Origin of the sequence: Lysobacter sp. 22409 (assembly GCF_052045105.1) — a bacterium.
Lineage (GTDB): Bacteria > Pseudomonadota > Gammaproteobacteria > Xanthomonadales > Xanthomonadaceae > Lysobacter > Lysobacter antibioticus_B.
The window spans coordinates 29,392-48,749 of record NZ_JBQEOE010000013.1 but is presented as its reverse complement, the minus strand read 5'-3'; the positions used below and the strand labels follow the sequence as shown (position 1 = coordinate 48,749).

The following is a 19,358-nucleotide window of genomic DNA, read 5'->3' as shown; positions in this document are numbered from 1 at the left end:
GCGAAGCTGCTCTCGGCCGCAAGCCGTGTGCCGGAAAAGGAAATGGGGCTCCACAGAGCCCCATCTGGTTACCAACAACGGCCGTACGCCCAACTAGCGCCTTCGGGGGCGCACACACAGATATAGGTTTTCCCGGGAAGACCCCTCTCCCCGCACCGGGCGAGAGGGACCGTTCCTCATGCTGCCGTCGAAGCTGGCAATCTCGAGCGGCCGCTTATTGATAACGCGCAACGGCGAAGGTCGCTGGCGAGTTGCCATAGCCCGCTACTACGATTTTGCCGTCGCCTTGCAGGGCGAGCCCTTGAACAGCGGCATTCGCGCTGCCGACGCTGGTGGCGACGGGCCCGAAGCCGGTGTCCTGGTTGCCGTACGGGTCGTAACGATTCAAGGTCAACTGGCGGTAGCTGCCCGCCTTGGAGTAGCCGCCGACAATGATTCCCCCGTTGGCGTCGATGGCGACATCGCTGCCGATCGCATCGCCGCTGCCGATAGCGGTAAGGACCTTGCCGGTGCCGGATCCAAAGTAGCTGTCCAGCGCGCCGGTGCTCGTGTAACGAACGGCAGCAAATCGGTAGTAGCCGGCGCTCGTGCTTTTCGCGTAACCAGCAGCGACGATGTTGCCATTGCTTTGAATCGCCAGCGAAGTGGCGATGGCGGAGTTGCCGGTGGAAGTGCCGTCCACATTGGTCAGGACTTTACCGCCGGTGCCGAACGTAGTGTCCAGCGCGCCATTCGTGGTGTACCGCGTCAACGCGAAGACGGTGCCGCCGCTCGACGCGTAGCCGGCCAACACGGGTTTGCCATCCGCCTGGACGACCAGGCTGTTGGCGAAGGCAGAGCTGGTACCCACCGTCGAGGTGACGGTGCCGGAACCGCTGCCGAAGCTGTAATCCAAGGTCCCGCCGCTGGTAAGACGCGCCAGCGCAAAGCCGGAACCGGCATAGCCCGCAACCCAGATCGAGCTGCCCTGTACGGCAACGGCGTTGGCTTCCGAAGCGCCCGCGTAGAAATTGACGGTCGCCTTGCCCGAGCTGCCGAAAGTGGTGTCCAGCGAACCATCCGTGTTGTAGCGATAGACGGTGAAGTTGCGGGTGGACGTGAAGTTCGGACACGAGGTACCCGCAACGACGATCTTGCCGTCCGCCTGCAGGGCGAGTGCGCGCGCCTGTCCCGGGCAGCTACCCGATGGCGTGGTGGTGACCTTGCCGGTGCCATTGAAGCTCGTATCCAGCGCACCACTGGTCGTATAACGCGCGAGTGCGAACTCGCCGAGGGCGGTCTGGCCGGCGGTGACGATCCGTCCGTCCGGCTGGATGACCACCCGGGCGGCAGCGCTGTAGTTGCCGAATGCGGTGGAGGTGATGCCTGCCGAACCGAACGTGGGGTCCAGCGATGCGGCCTGTGCGGGTGTTGCAAGTGCGCTGATGGCGCTGATGGCCATGCCAAACGATATCTTCATCGTGTCGCTGATCACTGCTGACTCTCCTTGTTGACTGCGATTGAATCCATTCTTGGCTCAACTCATACACCGCCGCCTGCCGTACAGCGGCGGTGTGACGAGTGCGCAAGATATTGCAGGCGGCTGCGAGGCGGCGCTGCTTGCCAAAGGTATCCGTGCTTGATTACAGGTATCGCGCAAATAGCCGTGCAGCGCGGCGTGGATTGATCTCTCGCATTGACGGTCCGTTCCCGTAGTCGCACTGCCCTTTTACTGCCCCTGTTTCCCGGTTCAGAACATGCTTATGTATGCGATGCCGAACTGGCTCCAGGCTCTGCGCGACATTCACCGGATACCCCGTTGCTAAGTGTGCCCCAGGCAAGTCTCCGTCGTTGAGACGTTCCGGAGACAGCGACCACCCAACGCTTGGGTGCACTGAACCCAATCTTTCGTAGCCACCGTAGTCCGCTTTAGGCAGAAGCAGTTCGTCAAAAAAGAGTGGGGCTCCGGAGAGCCCCACAGGTACTGGCAACTTCTAGGCAACCGTATTAGCGACTTCTGGGTCCCCACAGCGGCTTAAGGCTCGCGCATATCAGATGCACTTCGTCGCGAGCCAGGCCACCCTCACCCGCACTTCGAATACCCACAATTCAAGCAGGTCGCGCAGCCGTCCATCAGGACCAGAGCCTTGGTGCTGCACTTGTGGCACAGGGTCGCGGTCGGCGGGAAGGAGGCGCCTTCGCCGGTCACGGCGACGTCTTCGCTGCGCGACTCGACGGCCGCGGATGCGGCGGCCGGGATTACGTCAGAGTTTTTTTTTGAGCCGCGCTGCTCGTAGGCGGCGCGCTTTTCGGCGATGAGGGCGCGCTGGGCGTCGCTCATTTCCGGGTCGTGGATCATGCCGATCGACTTGAGGTGGTCCTCGACGATGGCGCCCATCTCAGCGACCAGAGACGGCATGTAGACGCCGCCGGCCTTGAAATAACCGCCGCGCGGGTCGAACACGGCCTTCATTTCGTCGACCAGGAAGGTCACGTCGCCGCCCTTGCGGAACACGGCGGACATGATGCGGGTCAGCGCGACGATCCACTGGAAGTGGTCCATGTTCTTCGAGTTGATGAAGATCTCGAAGGGACGGCGCGACTCGTGCTCGGTGCCGGCGTTGAGGACGATGTCGTTGATGGTGACGTACAAGGCGTGCTCGAACAGCGGCGATTTGATCTTGTAGGTGGAGCCGATCAGGATCTCGGGGCGCTCGATGCGCTCGTGCATCTGGATGACGTCGGCGACCGGCAGTTCGTCGGCCTTGGCGGCCGCGGCGGCGCTGGCTGCGGAGGCCTTCGCGGCTTCCTTGGTCTTGTCTTCCAGGCTGACGACGCTGTAGCCCTTGATTTTCTTTTCGATCTTGACGGCCATGGGCCCGACTCCTGGTGCTTCGTGCTTGTTCTTGTGTGGTGGCGCTGAACGGGTGACGCGGATACTTAGGGGACCGGACGGTTCCGGCCGGCGGCCGTCGCCCCGACCCTCTCCCGCGGCGCGGGAGAGGGCGGAAACGCGAGGCGCCTATCGATCAACGCTTCTTCGCGGCTTTCTTGGCGGCCTTCTTCGCCGGCGCCTTCTTCGCGGTCTTCTTTACCGCAGCCTTCTTGGCGGCCTTCTTCACTGCAGCTTTCTTGGCCGGCGCCTTCTTGGCCGCGGCCTTCTTCGCCGGAGCCTTCTTGGCGGTCGCCTTCTTGACGGCCTTGGCCGCCTTCTTCGCTACCTTCTTGACCGCCTTGGTCGCCTTCTTTGCGGCCTTCTTCACGGCTTTCTTGGCCGTGGCTTTCTTGGTCGCTTTCTTGGCGGCCTTCTTCGCAGCCTTCTTGGCCGGCTTCTTGCCGGTGGCCTTGGCCTTCAGCGCGGTCGCTTCCTTCTTGGCCTTGGCGCTGGCGGTCGCGAGCTTCTTCTTGGCCGTACCGACGGCCTTCTTGGCGGCCTTGCGGGCCTTGGTCGCGGTCTTCTTGACCGAAGCCACGGCTTCCTCGGCGCGGTTGGCGATGGCGCTGCCGATGTTGGACGCCGTTTCTTTGACGTTCTCGGCGGCCTGGGTCAGGGTCGCCGTCACTCCATTACCGTTGCTCATGGTGCCCTCCTCGTGGGCGTTTTTTCTAATGGGCGGTACGTACGCGGTACGTGTAATCGGGGTCTTGCCGGAGCGATGCTATACCTGCTGCGCGGGCGTAGACAGGGGTCGGTCTTCAGCGCCCGAGGCCGTCGCGGCAAAACCTGGCGGATGAACACGGAATCGGCCTGAATTCCGCGTCCGGCGTAACGGCCGCCGTGCCCGTACTGCGTGATCGTACTGACTTGCCGCGCGCGCCCGGCGGACCGGGCGGGCGCTCAAGTGCGCCGATCAGAACTTGCCGTAATAGCCTTCCTTGAGCGCGTCGAACAGGTTCGCGGCGGTGTGCATCTCGCCGTCATACTCGATCTGCTCGTTGCCCTTGACCTCCAGCACGCTGCCGTCTTCGAGCTCGAAGCGGTAGGTGGTGTTTTCCAGGTCGGCTTCCTTGACCAGCACGCCCTGGAAGGCGGCCGGGTTGAAGCGGAAGGTGGTGCAGCCCTTGAGGCCCTGCTCGTGGGCGTAGCGGTAGATGTCCTTGAAGTCCTCGTACGGGTAGTCCGTGGGGACGTTCGCGGTCTTGGAAATCGAGCTGTCGACCCACTTCTGCGCGGCCGCCTGGACGTCGACGTGCTCCTTCGGGGTGATGTCGTCGGCAGAAATGAAGTAGTCGGGCAGCTTGGCCTCGGCTTCCTCGCTGAACGGCATCGCCTTGGCGTTGATCAGCTCGCGGTAGGCCAGCAGCTCGAAGGAATAGACGTCGACCTTTTCCTTGGACTTCTTGCCTTCGCGGATGACGTTGCGGCTGTAGTGGTGGGCGAACGAGGGCTCGATGCCGTTGGAGGCGTTGTTGGCCAGCGACAGGGAAATGGTGCCGGTCGGGGCGATCGAGCTGTGGTGGGTGAAGCGGGCGCCGATGTCGGCCAGTTCCTCGACCAGCTCCGGGGCCACGCCGGCCACCCGCTGCATATAGCGCGAGTACTTGGCATGCAGGACCTTGCCCGGGATCTCCTGGCCGATCTTCCAGCCGTCGGCCTTCATCTCCGGGCGCTTGCGCAGCATCTCGGCGGTGACGGCGAAGCGCTCTTCCATGATCGGGGCCGGGCCCTTCTCCTTGGACAGGGCCAGGCCCATTTCCCAACCGGCCACGGCCATTTCGCGGGCGATGCGGTCGGTGAACTCGCAGGACTCGGCCGAACCGTACTTCATGCGCAGCATGGTCACGGTGCTGCCCAGGCCGAGGAAGCCCATGCCGTGGCGGCGCTTGCGCATGATCTCGGCGCGCTGCTGTTCCAGCGGCAGGCCGTTGACCTCGACCACGTTGTCGAGCATGCGGGTGAACACGCGCACGACTTCCTTGTATTCCTCCCAATCGAACTCGGCCCGATCGGTGAAGGCGTTGCGGACGAACTTGGTCAGGTTGACCGAGCCCAGCAGGCAGGCGCCGTACGGCGGCAACGGTTGCTCGCCGCAGGGGTTGGTCGCGCGGATGGTCTCGCACCACCAGTTGTTGTTCATCTCGTTGACGCGGTCGATCAGGATGAACCCGGGCTCGGCGTAGTCGTACGTCGAGACCATGATCATGTCCCACAGGTGGCGGGCGCGGATGTGGCCGTAAATCTTGCACGCGACCAAGCCGTCCTCGCGGACCACGTAGTTGCGGGTGGTCGGCCAGTCGCGCCAGACGACCTGGTTCGGGTCTTCCAGGTCGACGTCGCCCTGTTCCTTGATGTTGACCGGGAACACCAGCGGCCAGTCGGCGTCGGTCTTGACCGCCTCCATGAAGCCGTCGGTGATCAGCAGCGACAGGTTGAACTGGCGCAGGCGGCCGTCTTCGCGCTTGGCGCGGATGAAGTCCTTCACGTCCGGGTGGCTGACGTCGAAGGTGCCCATCTGGGCGCCGCGGCGGCCGCCGGCCGAGGACACGGTGAAACACATCTTGTCGTAGATATCCATGAAGGACATCGGACCGGAGGTGTAGGCGCCGGCGCCGGCGACGAAGGCGCCGCGCGGACGCAGGGTGCTGAATTCGTAGCCGATGCCGCAGCCCGCCTTGAGGGTCAGGCCGGCTTCGTGGACCTTCTCGAGGATGCCGTCCATCGAGTCTTCGATGGTGCCCGAGACGGTGCAGTTGATCGTCGAGGTGGCGGGCTTGTGCTCCAGCGCGCCGGCGTTGGAGGTGATGCGGCCGGCCGGGATGGCGCCGCGGCGCAGCGCCCAGACGAAACGCTCGTACCAGTACTGCTGCTTCTCGGCGCTGGGCTCGGCGTCGGCCAGGGCGCGCGCGACGCGCTGGTAGGTGGCGTCGATATCGCTATCGACCGCTTCGCCGCTCTTGGTCTTGAGGCGGTATTTCTTGTCCCAGATATCCTGGGACGCGGGTTGCAGGGCGATGTCTTTATCTGCCACCGCGTTCTTGACCGCCTCGAGGCGCACCGTGCTCATGCCTGTTTCGTCTCCTGAATCTTGACGGCGGGCCGTTCGGTTGCGCCCGCCATCGGTGGTTTCTTTTTGTACGTGGTAACCGGGGTTTATCTAAAGCCGGTGTCTGTCTGAGGTGGTGCGTGTTGCGGGTGGAACGGGTCTTCGTCGAGACCTGGGTCGAATCGGTAACCGGGGCGTTGCGTTCGCTCTACTGCCGTCAGCTGATCCATGTATCTATCGAGTCGCGCGTGTACAGCGTGTTGCGGGATGTTGCGGTTATTGCCGCCTGGCGCCGGCGGGCCGGAACCGGGTCTCGGAGCCGCCGCCAGCCCCCCGCCGACGGCGACGCACGCGTTCGCGTTGATTACGCGCCACGTGCGGTATTTGGCTGGTCTTTGCGGTTCGCGCCTGTTCCCGTCATGCGCCCGCTCGCTATCAAGGCTACGCACCGACCGACCCAAGCTGAACCCCTATGCTTGGGCTCCTTCCACGAAGCCGACCACTAGATGTTGTGGCGTCGCAGAGACTTCAAGCTACGCCCGGTGTTTCTGGAAGTCAACGGCTTTTTGATGGCTATCACGCTTTGTCGGTGTTGGCGCGGTCACGCATTCCAATTTCGGCGCGACCCGGCGCGGCGTCCGCGCGGACGCCGTGGCGACACGATACGCGCGGGTACTTCATCGGCTATTTATTCGCATTCTCCGACACTGGCCGCGACACTGAACGAGATCGCTCCGACGCGGTCCAAGCTCCTGCCGGCGCCCCTGCCGGCGCGCGGGCTTGATCGCCCGCGGCAGCGCCACGATCTGGGTTCTGCCCTCTTTCCCTTCCACCGTTGACCGGAACAGCGACTCGATGCGCCCCTTGCCGACCCTGCTGACCCTTGCCCTCGCCGCCGCCTTCGGCGGCTTCGCCGCCACCGCGATCCGCGAGGGGCTGCAAACGCCGGCCCAGGCGTCGCCGGCCGCCGCGGCCCTGCCGCTGCCGACCGCGGGCGCGTTGCCGGCCTCGGTCGGCGGCCAGCCGGTGCCGTCGCTGGCGCCAATGCTGCAGCGGGTCACCCCGGCGGTGGTCAGCGTGCACACCAAACAGACCGTGCGCATCCGCAACCCCTTCGCCAACGACCCGTTCTTCCGCCGCATGTTCCCGAACATCCCACAGGAGCGGATCAACGAATCGCTGGGCTCGGGCGTGATCATCGACGCCAAGAACGGCTACGTGCTGACCAACCACCACGTCATCGAAGGCGCCGACGAGGTCTCGGTGACCTTGGCCGACGGCCGCACCATCAAGGCCGACTTCGTCGGTTCCGACCCCGACACCGACATCGCCCTGATGCGGGTGCCGGCGCAGAACCTCAGCGCGATCAGCCTGGCCGACTCGGACGCGCTGCGGGTCGGCGATTTCGTGGTCGCGGTCGGCAACCCCTTCGGCATCGGCCAGACCGTGACCTCGGGCATCGTCTCGGCGGTCGGCCGCAGCGGCCTGCGCGGCCTGGGCTACCAGAACTTCATCCAGACCGACGCCTCGATCAACCCGGGCAATTCGGGCGGCGCGCTGGTCAACCTCAACGGCGAACTGATCGGCATCAACACCGCCAGCTTCAACCCGCAGGGCAGCATGGCCGGCAACATCGGCCTGGGCTTCGCGATCCCGGCCAACCTGGCGCGCAACATCAAGGACCAGCTGATCGCCAACAACGGCGTCGTGCGCCGCGGCAGCCTCGGCCTGGAATCGCAGGACGTGACCCCGCAGCTCGCCGCCGGCCTCAAGCTCGGCGAACCGCGCGGCGCTCTGGTCTCGCGCGTGTTCGCCGGCAGCGCCGCGGCCGCCGCGGGCCTCAAGCCCGGCGACGTGATCCTGACCGCCAACGGCCAGCGCGTCGACGGCCGCGACGCGTTGCGCAATTTCGAAGGCCTGCAGGCGATCGGCAGCAAGATCGCCTTGGAAGTGCTGCGCGACGGCCAGCCGCTGCAGCTCACCGCAAGCCTGCGCGAACAGGCCAAGGCGCTCGCCGGCGCCGAACTCGATCCGCGCCTGGGCGGCGCGACCTTCGCCGAGCTGCCCGAACGCCTGCGCCAGTCCGGTTTCTCCGGGGTGGTGGTCGAAAGCGTGGCCCGCGGCAGCCGCGCCGAAAAGAACGATCTGCGCAAGGATGACGTCATCGTGGCCGCCACCAGCGGTCAGTTCGACGATCTTCCGGGTTTCCGCGCGAGCTTCACGCGGGCTCCGGCACAGTTGGTATTGCGAATCGTGCGCGGCAATCGTCGCGGCGATCTGCAGATGCAGTAACGTCGCGGGGCATCCTGCGCCGTTGCCATCGGCATGAATGCGCGTCGCACCGCGGCGCGATCCGATCAATGCCGCCGAGGGCCGGGACCGCCCGGCACGTCGACGGCCCGCTCGAACCCTGGACTCGTTCAGCGGTTCATCCATGCAGCACGGAGGAACACCACGATGACCCCCACTTCGACCGACGCCATCAAGACCAACCTCGGCCAGGCCGGCACCCACCTCAAGCAGGCCGCCAGCGACGCAGGCGAAGCCATCCGCAGCGCCGCCGGCGTCGCGGGCGAGGAGCTCAAGCTCGGCAAGGCCAATGTGAAGTCCGACCTCGCCGACAGCGCGCTGGCCGGCATCGCCGCCGCCGAACATGCCGGCGGCGCCGCGCGCGAGCAGGTCGATGCACTCATGGACAAGGGCCGCGACCTGATCGAAAGCGCCGCCGAACTCGTGCGCGAACGGCCGCTGGCTTCGTTCGGCGTCGCCTTCGCGGCCGGCTTCATCATCGCCAAGCTCGCCCGCGGCAGCGACAAGTAAGCGTGAGCGACCCCAGCCGCAGCGGTCCGGACTCCGCTTCGGGCGGCGACGACAGCCCCGACGCTGCCGGGCGGGGCCGGGGGCCGTCGATCGAGGACTCGTACCGCGAGATCCGCGACGCCGGCCGCGAAGGCCTGTCGGCGGCGATCGACACCGGCCGCGCCCTGCGCGGTCTGTTGATCGCCGACTTCGCCCTCGCCCGCAGCGCGCTCGGCCGCGCCCTGCTCTGGGTCAGCGTGGCGATCGTGTTCGGCGCCTCGTCCTGGCTGCTGTTGATGGCGGCGCTGATCGCGCTGCTGCAGGGCGTGCTGGGCTGGTCGTGGTTGGCCTCGATGTTGGCCGCGGCCGGTTTGAGCCTGGTGGTGACCGCAGTCGGGGTCTGGCAGGCGCTGCATTACTTCGAGTTCACCCGCCTGCACGCCACCCGGCGCCAATTGCGGCGCCTGGGCATGGGCGACCTCGACGACGAGGAACTGCAGGCGCATCTGGCCGCCGACGCCGGTCACGCGGCCCGCTATCACGGCAAGGACGACGGGAAGGCGCCATGAGCCGGTTCGAACGACTGCAACGACGCGTGCACAAACGCGAACACCTGCTCGAAGGCCGCTACGAGCAGGCGCTCGAACGCAAGGCCTTGCTCAAGGCGCGTTGGCACGAGGCCTGGACGCCCGGGCGGATCGTCGTCGCCGGCCTAGTCAGCGGCTTTTTGATGGGGCGCGCCGAGCCGGCCAAGATCGCGGCCAAGAGCAGCAACCTGATGCAGATCGTCACCATGCTGTCGGGCCTGTTCGCCGGCAGCAGCGCACAGAGCGCGGCCGACCAGGCAGCCAGGGCCGCCGGTGAGGCCGGGCATGCCGCCGGCCAGGCCGGACACGCCGCCGACAACGCCGAGGCCGTCGCCGAAGCCAGCGGCGCGGTCGCGCCCGGGCTGACGACAGTGGCGCCGCCGCGGACGACGGCGCACAGTGCGCGCAACGACCGCACCGAATCGATCGAGCCTTGAGCACCTCCGCACCGCAACCGCCTGCCGCGCCCATCGAGCCGGATTCGGCCGAACCTCCGCCGGGCGATAACGCGCCCGAGCCCGAACCCGCCGCAGCGGCGACACCCGCCGCAGCGACGCGCCCGAAGGCGCCGGTGCCGCTGTACGTACTCGCCGTGCTCGCGGTCGGCTTCACCCTGTGGGCCGCCCAGGAACTGATCCTGCCGATCCTGTTGGCGGCCTTCTTCGCCCTGGTCGGCAACCCGATCCTGCGCCTGCTGCAGAAGCTCTATCTGCCGCGCGTGATCGGCGCGGTGGCGGTGATCGTCGGCGGACTGGCGATTTCCGGCGTGCTCGCCCTGCAACTGGTCGAGCCGGCCAGCGAGTGGGTGCGCCAGGTGCCGCGCGAGATGAAACAGCTGGCGCCGAAACTGCGCGAGATGACCAAGCCGATGCAGGAGGCCAATCGCGCCGCGCAGAACATCGCGCGCGCCGCCGGCGGCGAAAGCACCAGCAAGCCGGTGCAGGTGATCAAGACCGAACTCAACGATCCCTACCGCGCGCTGACCTCGACGCCGAAATACATCGCCCAGGTATTGGCGGTGGTGCTGCTGACCTTCTTCTTCATGGTTTATGGCGAGTCCCTGCAACGCAACGCGATCGCGCTGCTGCCGGGGCCGCAGCAGAAAAGACTGACCATCGACATCCTGCATTCGATCGAGCACGAGATCTCGCGCTACGTGCTCACCATCACCCTGATCAACAGCGGTCTCGGCCTGGCCCTGGCCGGCGCGCTGTACGCGCTCGGGGTGCCGCTGCAGGAGTCGCTGCTGTGGGGCACGATGGCGGCGATCCTCAACTTCGCCCCCTTCGTCGGCCCGCTGATCGGCATGCTGATCATGCTGATGACCGGCCTGGTGGCGTTCGACGAATTGCTGCCGTCGCTCTTGCCGGCCGGCGTCTATCTGCTGCTGCACGCGATCGAGTCGCAGGCGGTCACCCCGATCGTGCTCGGCCGCAGCATGCGCCTGTCGCCGCTGGTGCTGATCCTGGCGCTGATGTTCTTCGGCTGGCTGTGGGGCATCATCGGCCTGCTGCTCGCCGTGCCTATGCTGGTCTGCGTGAAACTGGTGCTGGCGCGCATCGAGGGCATGGAAGGCTGGTCGAAGCTGCTGGAGTGACGCGACGGCGATCCGCGCGCCGCTCCGCCAGGGCCGGCCTTGGCGAACGTTCCTGAATACCGCAGCACGACGGCAGCCGCCCGTCCGCGGCCTCGTGCAGCACATTATCCCGCCCCGATCCGCCCGCCCCTGTCGGCGTTTCCTGCGCGGCATCGCCCAAACCCCGGACCGCGGCGCGCTAAAATGCCGCCATGAGCTTTCCTGTACGCGCCATCACCCTCGACCTCGACGACACCATCTGGCCGATCGCCCCGGTCATGATCCGGGCCGAAAGCGTCCTCGACGCCTGGCTGCGCCAGCACGCGCCGCGCGCCGCCGAGCGTTTCCCGATCGAAGCCATGCGCGAGCTGCGCGACCGCATCGCCGCCGAGCGCCCCGACCTGGCCCACGATTTCACCCAGCAGCGTCGCCTGACCCTGGAGCACATGCTGCGCGAGACCGGCGAAGACATCGCCCTGGTCGCGCCGGCCTTCGACGTGTTCTTCGCCGCGCGCTGCGAGGTCGAGCACTACGCCGACAGCGAGGAAGCACTCGCGCGCCTGGCCGCGCGCGTGCCGCTGGCCGCGTTGAGCAACGGCAACGCCGACCTGGAACGCATCGGCCTGATGCCGCTGTTCCGCTTCCAGCTCGGCGCGCGCGAGCACGGCCGCGCCAAGCCCGACGCCAGCATCTTCCACGCCGCCTGCAGCCGCCTCGAAGTCGAGCCGGCGCAGGTGCTGCATGTCGGCGACGACATCGAGATGGACATCGTCGGCGGCGCCCGCGCCGGCTTGCGCACCTGCTGGATCAACCGCGAAGGCCGGCAATGGCCGCACGCCGAACTGCGCCCCGATCTCGAATTCACCACCCTTGCCGCCCTGGCCGACTGGCTGGACACGGCGCATCGCACGGATACCGCTGCCGCATGACTTTGCCCCTGGGTTTCACCGACGACGCCAGCGACGCCCTGCCGCTGGTCCTGGTCAGCCGCGCCTCGCTCAAGACCTGGCGCGAAACGCTGGCCGATTCGGCCGTGGCCTGGCTCGACGCGCAAGGCTTCGACGGCACGCCCGGCAGCACCGTGGTGGTTCCGGGCGGCGACGGCCGCATCGCCGCCGGCGTGCTCGGGGTCGGCGATCCGCTCGATCCGTATTCATACGGCCATGCGCCATTCGCGCTGCCGGCGCGCACCTGGCGCATCGAAGGCCAGCACGACGCCGCCACCCTGGACGCACTGCGACTGGGTTGGGGCATCGGCAGCTATCGCTTCAGCCGCTACAAGGCGCCGCCGCGCGCGCCGGCGCAGTTGCTGGTCGACGCGCCCCCGGAAGGCGGCAACGAAATCTTCGACCTGGTCGCCGCGAGCTGGCGCGTGCGCGACCTGATCAACACCCCGACCGAGCACATGGGCCCGGCCGAGCTGGAAGCGATCGCGCGCGAGATCGCCGCGCGCCACGGCGCCGACATCGAGGTCGTAACCGGCGACGAGCTGATCGCGCAGAACTTCCCGGCGATCCACGCGGTCGGCCGCGCCTCGCATCGCGCGCCGCGGCTGATCGCACTGCGCTGGGGTAACCCGGCGCATCCGCACATCGCCCTGGTCGGCAAGGGCGTGTGCTTCGACACCGGCGGCCTCGACCTCAAGCCCGCCGAGGGCATGCGCTGGATGAAGAAGGACATGGGCGGCGCGGCGCACGCGATCGCCCTGGCCGAGTTGATCATGGCGCGCAAGCTGCCGCTGCGGATCACCCTGCTGGTGCCGGCGGTCGAAAACGCGGTCGGCCCGGACGCGTTCCGCCCCGGCGAAGTCATCGCCACGCGCCAGGGCGTCAGCGTCGAGATCGACAACACCGATGCCGAAGGCCGGGTGATCCTCTGCGACGCCCTCACCTATGCCGGCGAGCAAGCGCCGGAGCTGCTGCTGGATTTCGCCACCCTGACCGGCGCGGCGCGCATCGCGCTCGGCCCGGACCTGCCGGCGCTGTTCGCCAATCGCGACGAACTCGCGGCCGAATGGCTCGACGCCGGCATCCAGCAGCGCGACCCGCTGTGGCGCATGCCGTTGTGGCGCCCCTACCTGCGTTACCTGACCAGCCACATCGCCGACCTCGCCAACGGCGGCCCGTCGAAGATGGCCGGCTCGGTAACGGCCGCGTTGTACCTCGAGCGTTTCGTCCCGGCCGAGCTGCCGTGGGCGCATCTGGACGTTTACAGCTGGAACGACGCCGACCGCCCCGGTCGCCCGGCCGGTGGCGAGGCCCAGGGCCTGCGCGCGGCCTATGCCATGCTCAAGGCGCGCTCGGCGCGCTGATCGCCCGGCAATGCGGCGGGCGCGTCCCGCCGCATTCAGTTGCTTGGCCAGGGACCGCACACAGACCGCAATAGCGCACGCAGCGCTCGTCCCGGCGCGAATCCGCAAGCCCTGCACAAAACGGATGGCGCCCGCGAATTGGCGCGGGAGTCGTGAATCGCCGCGCGCAAAGAGCGTGAAACCATGACGTTTGTCATGAAAAACCGCCGACACCGGCGCTGACAAAAACTGACTTTCTGCACGTTGGCGCGCAAGGGCTACCGCAGTCACACTAGCCAATATCTGGCGTCTTGGTTGTGACCATGAGTGCATCCGCTGATCTGCTGAAAGAGCTCCGCATCGACCGCAATCGTCCGCCCGAGCGCTCCGGCCCGGGTCGTGGCCTGTTCATCGGCATCGCCGTGCTGATTCTCGTCGTACTCGGCATCGCCGCCTGGGCGATGTTCGGCCGCAACGGCGGCCCCCGCGTGGAAACCGCCACGGTCACCGCGATCGGCGGCGGCAACGGCGCCGGCGCCTCGGTGCTCGATGCCTCCGGCTATGTGGTCGCGCGGCGCATGGCCACGGTCTCGGCCAAGATCACCGGCAAGGTCCGCGAGGTCATGATCGAGGAAGGCCAGCGCGTCGAGGAAGGCCAGATCATGGCGACGCTCGACCCGATCGACGCCAACGCCCAGCGCGAGCTCAGCGCCGCCCAGCTCGGCGCGGCGCAGAGCGAGACCGCGCGCGTGCAGGCGCAGCTCACCGAGGCCGAAGCCAACGCCAGGCGCCTGGCGACGCTCGCCGGCCAGCAGCTCGTATCCAAGTCGCAATACGACCAGGCCGTGGCCACGCGCGATGCACTGCGTGCGCAACTGCTGACCGCGCAGCGCAACGTCAAGGTCTCCGGCGACGGCTTGCGCATCGCCGACATCGGCGTCGACAACACCATCGTGCGCGCGCCGTTCTCCGGCGTGGTCACCGCCAAGGCCGCCCAGCCCGGCGAAATCGTATCGCCGCTGTCGGCCGGCGGCGGCTTCACCCGCACCGGCATCGGCACCATCGTCGACATGGATTCGCTGGAGATCGAGGTCGACGTCGGCGAAGCCTTCATCGGCCGCGTGCAGCCCAAGATGCCGGTCGAGGCCGTGCTCAACGCCTACCCCGATTGGAAGATCCCGGCCGAGGTGATCGCGATCATCCCGACCGCCGACCGCGGCAAGGCCACGGTCAAGGTGCGTGTGGCGATCAAGAACCGCGACCCGCGCATCGTTCCGGACATGGGCGTGCGGGTGAGCTTCCTGGAGGCGGCCAAGCCGGCCCAGGCCGCCCAGCGCAAGCCCAGCGCGATGGTGCCGGCCGCGGCCATCGTCCAACGCGACGGCAAGGACAACGTGTTCGTCGTCGCCGACGGCAAGGTCGCGCAGACCGCGGTGACCCTGGGCCGCAAGCTCGGCGAAGACCAGGAAGTGACCCAGGGCCTGAGCGGCGGCGAGACCGTCGTGCTCGCCCCGCCGGATTCGCTCGCCGACGGCGGCCCGGTGCGTGTCGAAAACGACGCCCCCGGTTCGTCGGATAGCAAAGACTGAGCGAGCGCGAGCCGCTCGCCTGCCGAATCCGCCTGCCAAATCTGCGAGCGGCGCCGCCTCCGGCGCCCTCGCCCCTTCACCGATCCACGTTCGAGGAAGTCGAAGATGGACACCCTGGTTTCGATCAACAACCTCACCAAGACCTATCAGCGCGGCCCGGAAAAGGTCGAAGTGCTGCACGGCATCAACCTGGACATCGCCAAGGGCGATTTCGTCGCCCTGATGGGACCGTCGGGTTCAGGCAAGACCACCTTGCTCAATCTGATCGGCGGCCTCGACAACCCCAGCGGCGGCGAGATCTCGATCGAAGGCGAGCGCATCGACCGCATGAGCTCCGGCCAGCTGTCGCAGTGGCGCAGCCGCCACGTCGGCTTCGTGTTCCAGTTCTACAACCTGATGCCGGCCTTGAGCGCGCAGAAGAACGTCGAATTGCCGTTGCTGCTGACCCCGCTCAACGGCGCCCAGCGCAAGCGCAACGCCGAGATCGCCCTGACCCTGGTCGGCCTGGCCGACCGCGGCAAGCACCGCCCGAACGAACTGTCCGGCGGCCAGCAGCAGCGCGTGGCGATCGCACGCGCGATCGTCTCCGACCCGACCTTGCTGATCTGCGACGAACCGACCGGCGACCTCGACCGCCATGCGGCCGAGGAGATCCTCAACCTGCTGCAGCTGCTCAACCGCGAACACGGCAAGACCATCGTGATGGTGACCCACGATCCGAAGGCCGCCGAGTACGCCACCCACACCCTGCATCTCGACAAGGGCACCCTGGTCGAGCAGCAGTCGCACGCGGCCTGAGCCGGGAGCGGCCCCCATGAAATATTTCCATTTGATCTGGGCGGAGCTGATGCGTCGCAAGACGCGCACGCTGCTGACCCTGCTGTCGATCATCGCCGCGTTCCTGCTGTTCGGCCTGCTCGACGGTGTGCGCGAGAGTTTCGAGCAGGCCGGCAACAGCGCCAACGGCGCCAAGCGCCTGCAGACCGGCTCGCGCCTGTCCTTCATCCAACCGCTGCCGATGTCGCTCAACGACCGCATCGGCCAAGTGCCGGGCGTCAGCCAGGTGTCGTACGCGAACTGGTTCGGCGGCGCCTACCAGGACCCGCACAACCAGATCTTCAGCTTCGCGGTGGCGCCGAACTACCTCGACCTGTATCCGGAAATCGCCGTCGACAAGGCGCAGCGCAAAGCCTTCGAGGCCACCCGCACCGGCGTGCTGGTCGGCGAAGGCCTGATGAAGCGCTTCAACTGGAAGGTCGGGCAAAAACTGCCGCTGCAATCGACGATCTTCCCGAACCGCGACGGCAGCAAGAACTGGATCTTCGACATCTCCGGGGTGATCTCGGCCACCGACAAGAAATCCGGGGCCTGGTTCGACCAGATGATCCTGCTGCACTGGAAGTACTTCGACGATTCCACGCCGTACAACACCGGCCAGGTCGGCTGGTACGTCACCGAGGTCAAGGACGTCAACCAAGCCGACCGTATCGCCAAGGCCATCGACGCGATCTCGGCCAACTCCGATCACGAGTCCAAGACCCAGACCGAAGCCGCAGCCTCGGCCAGTTGGATGAAGCAGATGGCCGACATCGGCCTGATCGTCGGTTCGATCATGGGCGCGGTGTTTTTCACCTTGGTTCTGCTGACCGGCAACACCATGGCCCAGGCGGTGCGCGAGCGCACCTCCGAGCTGGCGGTGTTGAAGACGATCGGCTTTTCCAGCCACAGCGTGCTGTGGCTGGTGTTGGCCGAATCGGTGCTGCTGATGTTGATCGGCGGCGTCGTCGGCGTGGCCATCGCCGGCGTGCTCGGCCCGATCGTCAGCACCGCCAGCGGCGGCGCGATCAGCGTGCCGCCGATCGGCCTCAACAGTTGGTCGCTGGGCCTTGGCCTGATGATCGCCATCGGCCTGCTGGTCGGCGCCTTGCCGGCGATCCGGGCGATGCGCCTGAACATCGTCGATGCATTGGCCGGACGCTGAGGAGAACGCAATGAAGAGACTCAAATCGTTCGCACGCGGCCTGGCCGTATTCGTGGCCCTGGTGGCCGGCCTCGTCGCCTGGTCGATGCTGCCGTGGCCGGCCCTGCTGGGCTTGGCCGCGCTGTTCGCGCTATGGATGTTCTTCACCCGCAGCGGCCGCCAGGCTGCCTCGGTGGCCGGCGTCGGCATCAGCACCCTGAGCCAGCGCCTGGGCTCGTCGTCGGTGGTCGTGATCGGCATCGCCGGCGTGGTCGCGGTGCTGGTGGCGATGCTGTCGATGGCCGAGGGCTATCAGCAGACGCTGCGCAGCACCGGCAGCGACGACAGCGTCATCGTCCTGCGCGGTGCGTCCGCGGCCGAGGTGATGTCCACCCTCAGCCTGGACAGCATCAACGTCATCGCGCAGGCGCCGGGCATCGCCCGCAGCGCCGACGGCCGCCCCTTGGCTTCGGCCGAGACGGTGGTCGCGGCGAACCTGCCGATCAAGGGCGGCGCGCCCGACGAGGACGGCAGCGTGCAGTTGCGCGGCGTCGGCGACCGCGCCTTCGACGTGCGCCCGCAGCTCAAGATCGTGGAAGGCCGCAAGTTCGAATCCGGCAAACGCGAAGTCGTGGTCGGCAGCGGCGCGGTACGCCAGTTCACCGGCATGCAGGTCGGCAAGCAGATCCGCCTCGGCAGCGAACTGTGGACCGTGGTCGGCGTGTTCCGTTCCGGCGATGCGATGGATTCGGAGCTGTGGGCCGATGCGGAGATGGTCGCCTCGACCTACCGTCGCGGCGCTTCGCGCAATTCGGTCATCGCCAAGCTCAGCGACGCCAAACAGTTCAAGAGCTTCAAGGCGGCCCTGGCCGGCGACCCGCGTCTGCAGGTCGACACCACGACCACCGCCGAATACTTCGCCAAGCAATCCGAAACCATGACCAAGGTGATCCGGGTGATCGGCATCGTGGTCGGTTCGATCATGGCGATCGGCGCGGTGTTCGGCGCGCTCAACACCATGTTCGCCACCGTGGCGACGAGGGCGCGCGAGATCGCGACCCTGCGCGCGATCGGCTTCCGCGGCGTGCCGGTGGTGGTGGCGGTGATGCTGGAAACGATGCTGCTGGCCTTGCTAGGCGGAGTGATCGGCGGCGCCTTGGCGTGGCTGATCTTCAACGGCTACACCGCCTCGACCATCGCCGGCGGCGTCGGCCAGCTGACCTTCGATTTCCGCGTCACCGGCGAACTGCTGTGGAGCGGCCTGAAGTGGGCGCTGGCGATCGGCTTCGTCGGCGGCCTGTTCCCGGCGTTGCGCGCCGCCAACCTGCCGGTGACTTCGGCCCTGCGCGCACTGTGAGGGATCGCACGGCGGGCCCGTCGGCGACGATGGGCCCGCCGCTTTTGCCGGATTGACCGGTGCGCTAGCGTAGGCGCCGGCGCATGGAAGCCGAGCCGTAATGAACGCAACGATCCGCCGACGTTTTTACCGTGTCCTCAGCATCGTGCTCGGCGCGATCGCCCTGCCGCTCGCCTTCAACGAGCAAGGCCTGTCGCCGCAGCACCCGCCCTGGCTCACTCTGGCGCTGTTGCTGGCATGCCTGGCCGGCCTCTGCGCCAGCGTCGTTGCGGTATATCGCATCGACCGTCGCGAAGACGATCACCTGCACCGTTCGACCCGCGAGGCACTGGGCACTGGTTCGGTGCGCGGTATCGCCCATCATCCACGCACGACCTTGTGGTGGCTGACCGGGGCGAGTGCGGCGACGGCTCTGCTCGCCTGGGTAGCCTGGGGCCCCGGCCATTACGGCGCATCGGCAATGCTCGGCGCGCTCGCGGCGCTGCTGGCGGGCAGCGCGTTCGTGCTGCGGCGTATCAACCGGGCCAAGCTCGAGTTGCGCATCGACGCCGCCGGCATCCATTGCCCCGATTTCGGCCTGATCGTCTGGCACGACGTAGTCGGATTGCGGCGCTATCGCGACGACCGGTTCGAGGTGCCGCGCGAAGGCCTGCAGGTCTGCCTGAGCGCGCCCGGCCGCTACCTCGCCCGGCTGCCGGTCTGGCAACAGGATCTGCTTTCCTTCGACGGCGCCTCGGCGCGGCGCTACGCACCGGTGCTGCTGTTTCTCGATCGCTATCGAATGCCGGTCGACACCGCCTATACGACGGCCTTGTCGCTGCGCCGGCGGGTGCCGGCGCCGTTCGTCGACGACTGGGAACCGCAGATGGACGATGCCGAGGTCGCCGAGTACCTGCTCGCGCGCGCTCCGGCCCTCGCATCGACGCACCAGGCGAATGCGCCTGCGTTTACGCCTGCGCTGATCGATGCCAACGGCGATGCGACGGCCGCCGCGCCCGACTTCGCGCGACGTCTGCAGGCGCAGCAAGAGGCCGCCGCGCTCGCGACGGTTTCGCAGCGCCGCCAGCAGGTTCGCCAGCGCACGCGCCAACGGCGCTGGCATGAAGGCGCGCTCGGCCGCGGCCTGCTCGCAACCGCAATAGTGACGGCGTACGTACTGGCGAAGGCGTTCTCGGAGGGTTTGATCGGCTGAGAGCGGGCGCACGGCGGCGGCGCTGTCCGTGGGTTGCTCGCGACT

The 19,358-nt window shown here is 67.3% G+C and carries 16 protein-coding genes; 12 read left to right on the top strand and 4 right to left on the bottom strand.

The features are described 5' to 3' along the window. Positions 1 to 214: 214 nt before the first annotated feature. From ACTJJK_RS08925 to ACTJJK_RS08910, 4 genes are all read right to left on the bottom strand, one after another. Positions 215 to 1,474, bottom strand: coding sequence for a delta-60 repeat domain-containing protein (locus tag ACTJJK_RS08925; protein ID WP_440730003.1), 1,260 nt, complete (start codon positions 1,472 to 1,474; stop codon positions 215 to 217). A 588-nt stretch (positions 1,475 to 2,062) separates the two neighbouring features. Beyond that, positions 2,063 to 2,854, bottom strand: a complete 792-nt coding sequence (locus ACTJJK_RS08920) for a TSCPD domain-containing protein (protein ID WP_223621736.1) — start codon at positions 2,852 to 2,854, stop codon at positions 2,063 to 2,065. 154 nt (positions 2,855 to 3,008) lie between these two features. Further along, complete coding sequence (locus ACTJJK_RS08915; protein WP_031372041.1) at positions 3,009 to 3,560, bottom strand: hypothetical protein; 552 nt, start codon at positions 3,558 to 3,560, stop codon at positions 3,009 to 3,011. Between the two features lie 270 nt (positions 3,561 to 3,830). Then, on the bottom strand, positions 3,831 to 5,984 hold the full coding sequence (locus tag ACTJJK_RS08910; protein WP_057916717.1) for an adenosylcobalamin-dependent ribonucleoside-diphosphate reductase: 2,154 nt from the start codon (positions 5,982 to 5,984) through the stop codon (positions 3,831 to 3,833). 834 nt (positions 5,985 to 6,818) lie between these two features. Here ACTJJK_RS08910 and ACTJJK_RS08905 point away from each other — a divergent pair. The 12 genes from ACTJJK_RS08905 to ACTJJK_RS08850 all read left to right on the top strand — a co-directional run bounded on the left by ACTJJK_RS08905 (position 6,819) and on the right by ACTJJK_RS08850 (position 19,313). Beyond that, the gene (locus tag ACTJJK_RS08905) at positions 6,819 to 8,255 is read left to right on the top strand and encodes a Do family serine endopeptidase (protein ID WP_031372043.1); all 1,437 of its coding nucleotides are present in this window, start codon (positions 6,819 to 6,821) and stop codon (positions 8,253 to 8,255) included. Between the two features lie 165 nt (positions 8,256 to 8,420). After that, a complete protein-coding gene (locus ACTJJK_RS08900; RefSeq protein WP_031372044.1) occupies positions 8,421 to 8,783 on the top strand; it encodes a hypothetical protein in 363 nt (120 codons plus the stop codon). Between the two features lie 2 nt (positions 8,784 to 8,785). Then, positions 8,786 to 9,331, top strand: a complete 546-nt coding sequence (locus ACTJJK_RS08895; RefSeq protein WP_031372045.1) for a hypothetical protein — start codon at positions 8,786 to 8,788, stop codon at positions 9,329 to 9,331. Continuing rightward, entirely contained in the window at positions 9,328 to 9,786 is a 459-nt protein-coding gene (locus tag ACTJJK_RS08890) for a hypothetical protein (RefSeq protein ID WP_051884957.1), read from the top strand. Before ACTJJK_RS08895 ends, ACTJJK_RS08890 begins: the two co-directional genes overlap by 4 nt. Positions 9,787 to 9,818: 32 nt before the next feature. Next, a complete protein-coding gene (locus tag ACTJJK_RS08885) occupies positions 9,819 to 10,946 on the top strand; it encodes an AI-2E family transporter (protein ID WP_440730041.1) in 1,128 nt (375 codons plus the stop codon). A 191-nt stretch (positions 10,947 to 11,137) separates the two neighbouring features. Next, entirely contained in the window at positions 11,138 to 11,854 is a 717-nt protein-coding gene (locus ACTJJK_RS08880) for an HAD-IA family hydrolase (protein ID WP_440730002.1), read from the top strand. Further along, positions 11,851 to 13,236, top strand: a complete 1,386-nt coding sequence (locus ACTJJK_RS08875; protein WP_031372049.1) for a leucyl aminopeptidase family protein — start codon at positions 11,851 to 11,853, stop codon at positions 13,234 to 13,236. The genes ACTJJK_RS08880 and ACTJJK_RS08875 overlap by 4 nt, the downstream gene beginning before the upstream one ends. Positions 13,237 to 13,538: 302 nt before the next feature. Beyond that, a complete protein-coding gene (locus ACTJJK_RS08870; RefSeq protein ID WP_223621730.1) occupies positions 13,539 to 14,804 on the top strand; it encodes an efflux RND transporter periplasmic adaptor subunit in 1,266 nt (421 codons plus the stop codon). Positions 14,805 to 14,909: 105 nt separating this feature from the next. After that, complete coding sequence (locus tag ACTJJK_RS08865) at positions 14,910 to 15,602, top strand: ABC transporter ATP-binding protein (protein WP_031372051.1); 693 nt, start codon at positions 14,910 to 14,912, stop codon at positions 15,600 to 15,602. Between the two features lie 16 nt (positions 15,603 to 15,618). Further along, entirely contained in the window at positions 15,619 to 16,785 is a 1,167-nt protein-coding gene (locus ACTJJK_RS08860; RefSeq protein ID WP_223621729.1) for an ABC transporter permease, read from the top strand. A gap of 10 nt (positions 16,786 to 16,795) precedes the next feature. Continuing rightward, positions 16,796 to 18,121, top strand: coding sequence for an ABC transporter permease (locus ACTJJK_RS08855; RefSeq protein WP_440730001.1), 1,326 nt, complete (start codon positions 16,796 to 16,798; stop codon positions 18,119 to 18,121). A gap of 100 nt (positions 18,122 to 18,221) precedes the next feature. Further along, positions 18,222 to 19,313 (top strand): hypothetical protein, encoded by a 1,092-nt coding sequence (locus ACTJJK_RS08850; protein WP_440730000.1) that lies wholly within the window; start codon positions 18,222 to 18,224, stop codon positions 19,311 to 19,313. Positions 19,314 to 19,358: the final 45 nt, after the last annotated feature.

Coding starts and splice junctions, on each gene's coding strand:
- ACTJJK_RS08910 (WP_057916717.1), bottom strand. CDS start 5,984: ATGAGCACGGTGCGCCTCGAGGCGGTCAAGAACGCGGTGGCAGATAAA.
- ACTJJK_RS08870 (WP_223621730.1), top strand. CDS start 13,539: ATGAGTGCATCCGCTGATCTGCTGAAAGAGCTCCGCATCGACCGCAAT.
- ACTJJK_RS08865 (WP_031372051.1), top strand. CDS start 14,910: ATGGACACCCTGGTTTCGATCAACAACCTCACCAAGACCTATCAGCGC.
- ACTJJK_RS08920 (WP_223621736.1), bottom strand. CDS start 2,854: ATGGCCGTCAAGATCGAAAAGAAAATCAAGGGCTACAGCGTCGTCAGC.
- ACTJJK_RS08855 (WP_440730001.1), top strand. CDS start 16,796: ATGAAGAGACTCAAATCGTTCGCACGCGGCCTGGCCGTATTCGTGGCC.
- ACTJJK_RS08890 (WP_051884957.1), top strand. CDS start 9,328: ATGAGCCGGTTCGAACGACTGCAACGACGCGTGCACAAACGCGAACAC.
- ACTJJK_RS08875 (WP_031372049.1), top strand. CDS start 11,851: ATGACTTTGCCCCTGGGTTTCACCGACGACGCCAGCGACGCCCTGCCG.
- ACTJJK_RS08905 (WP_031372043.1), top strand. CDS start 6,819: ATGCGCCCCTTGCCGACCCTGCTGACCCTTGCCCTCGCCGCCGCCTTC.
- ACTJJK_RS08860 (WP_223621729.1), top strand. CDS start 15,619: ATGAAATATTTCCATTTGATCTGGGCGGAGCTGATGCGTCGCAAGACG.
- ACTJJK_RS08880 (WP_440730002.1), top strand. CDS start 11,138: ATGAGCTTTCCTGTACGCGCCATCACCCTCGACCTCGACGACACCATC.
- ACTJJK_RS08850 (WP_440730000.1), top strand. CDS start 18,222: ATGAACGCAACGATCCGCCGACGTTTTTACCGTGTCCTCAGCATCGTG.
- ACTJJK_RS08915 (WP_031372041.1), bottom strand. CDS start 3,560: ATGAGCAACGGTAATGGAGTGACGGCGACCCTGACCCAGGCCGCCGAG.
- ACTJJK_RS08900 (WP_031372044.1), top strand. CDS start 8,421: ATGACCCCCACTTCGACCGACGCCATCAAGACCAACCTCGGCCAGGCC.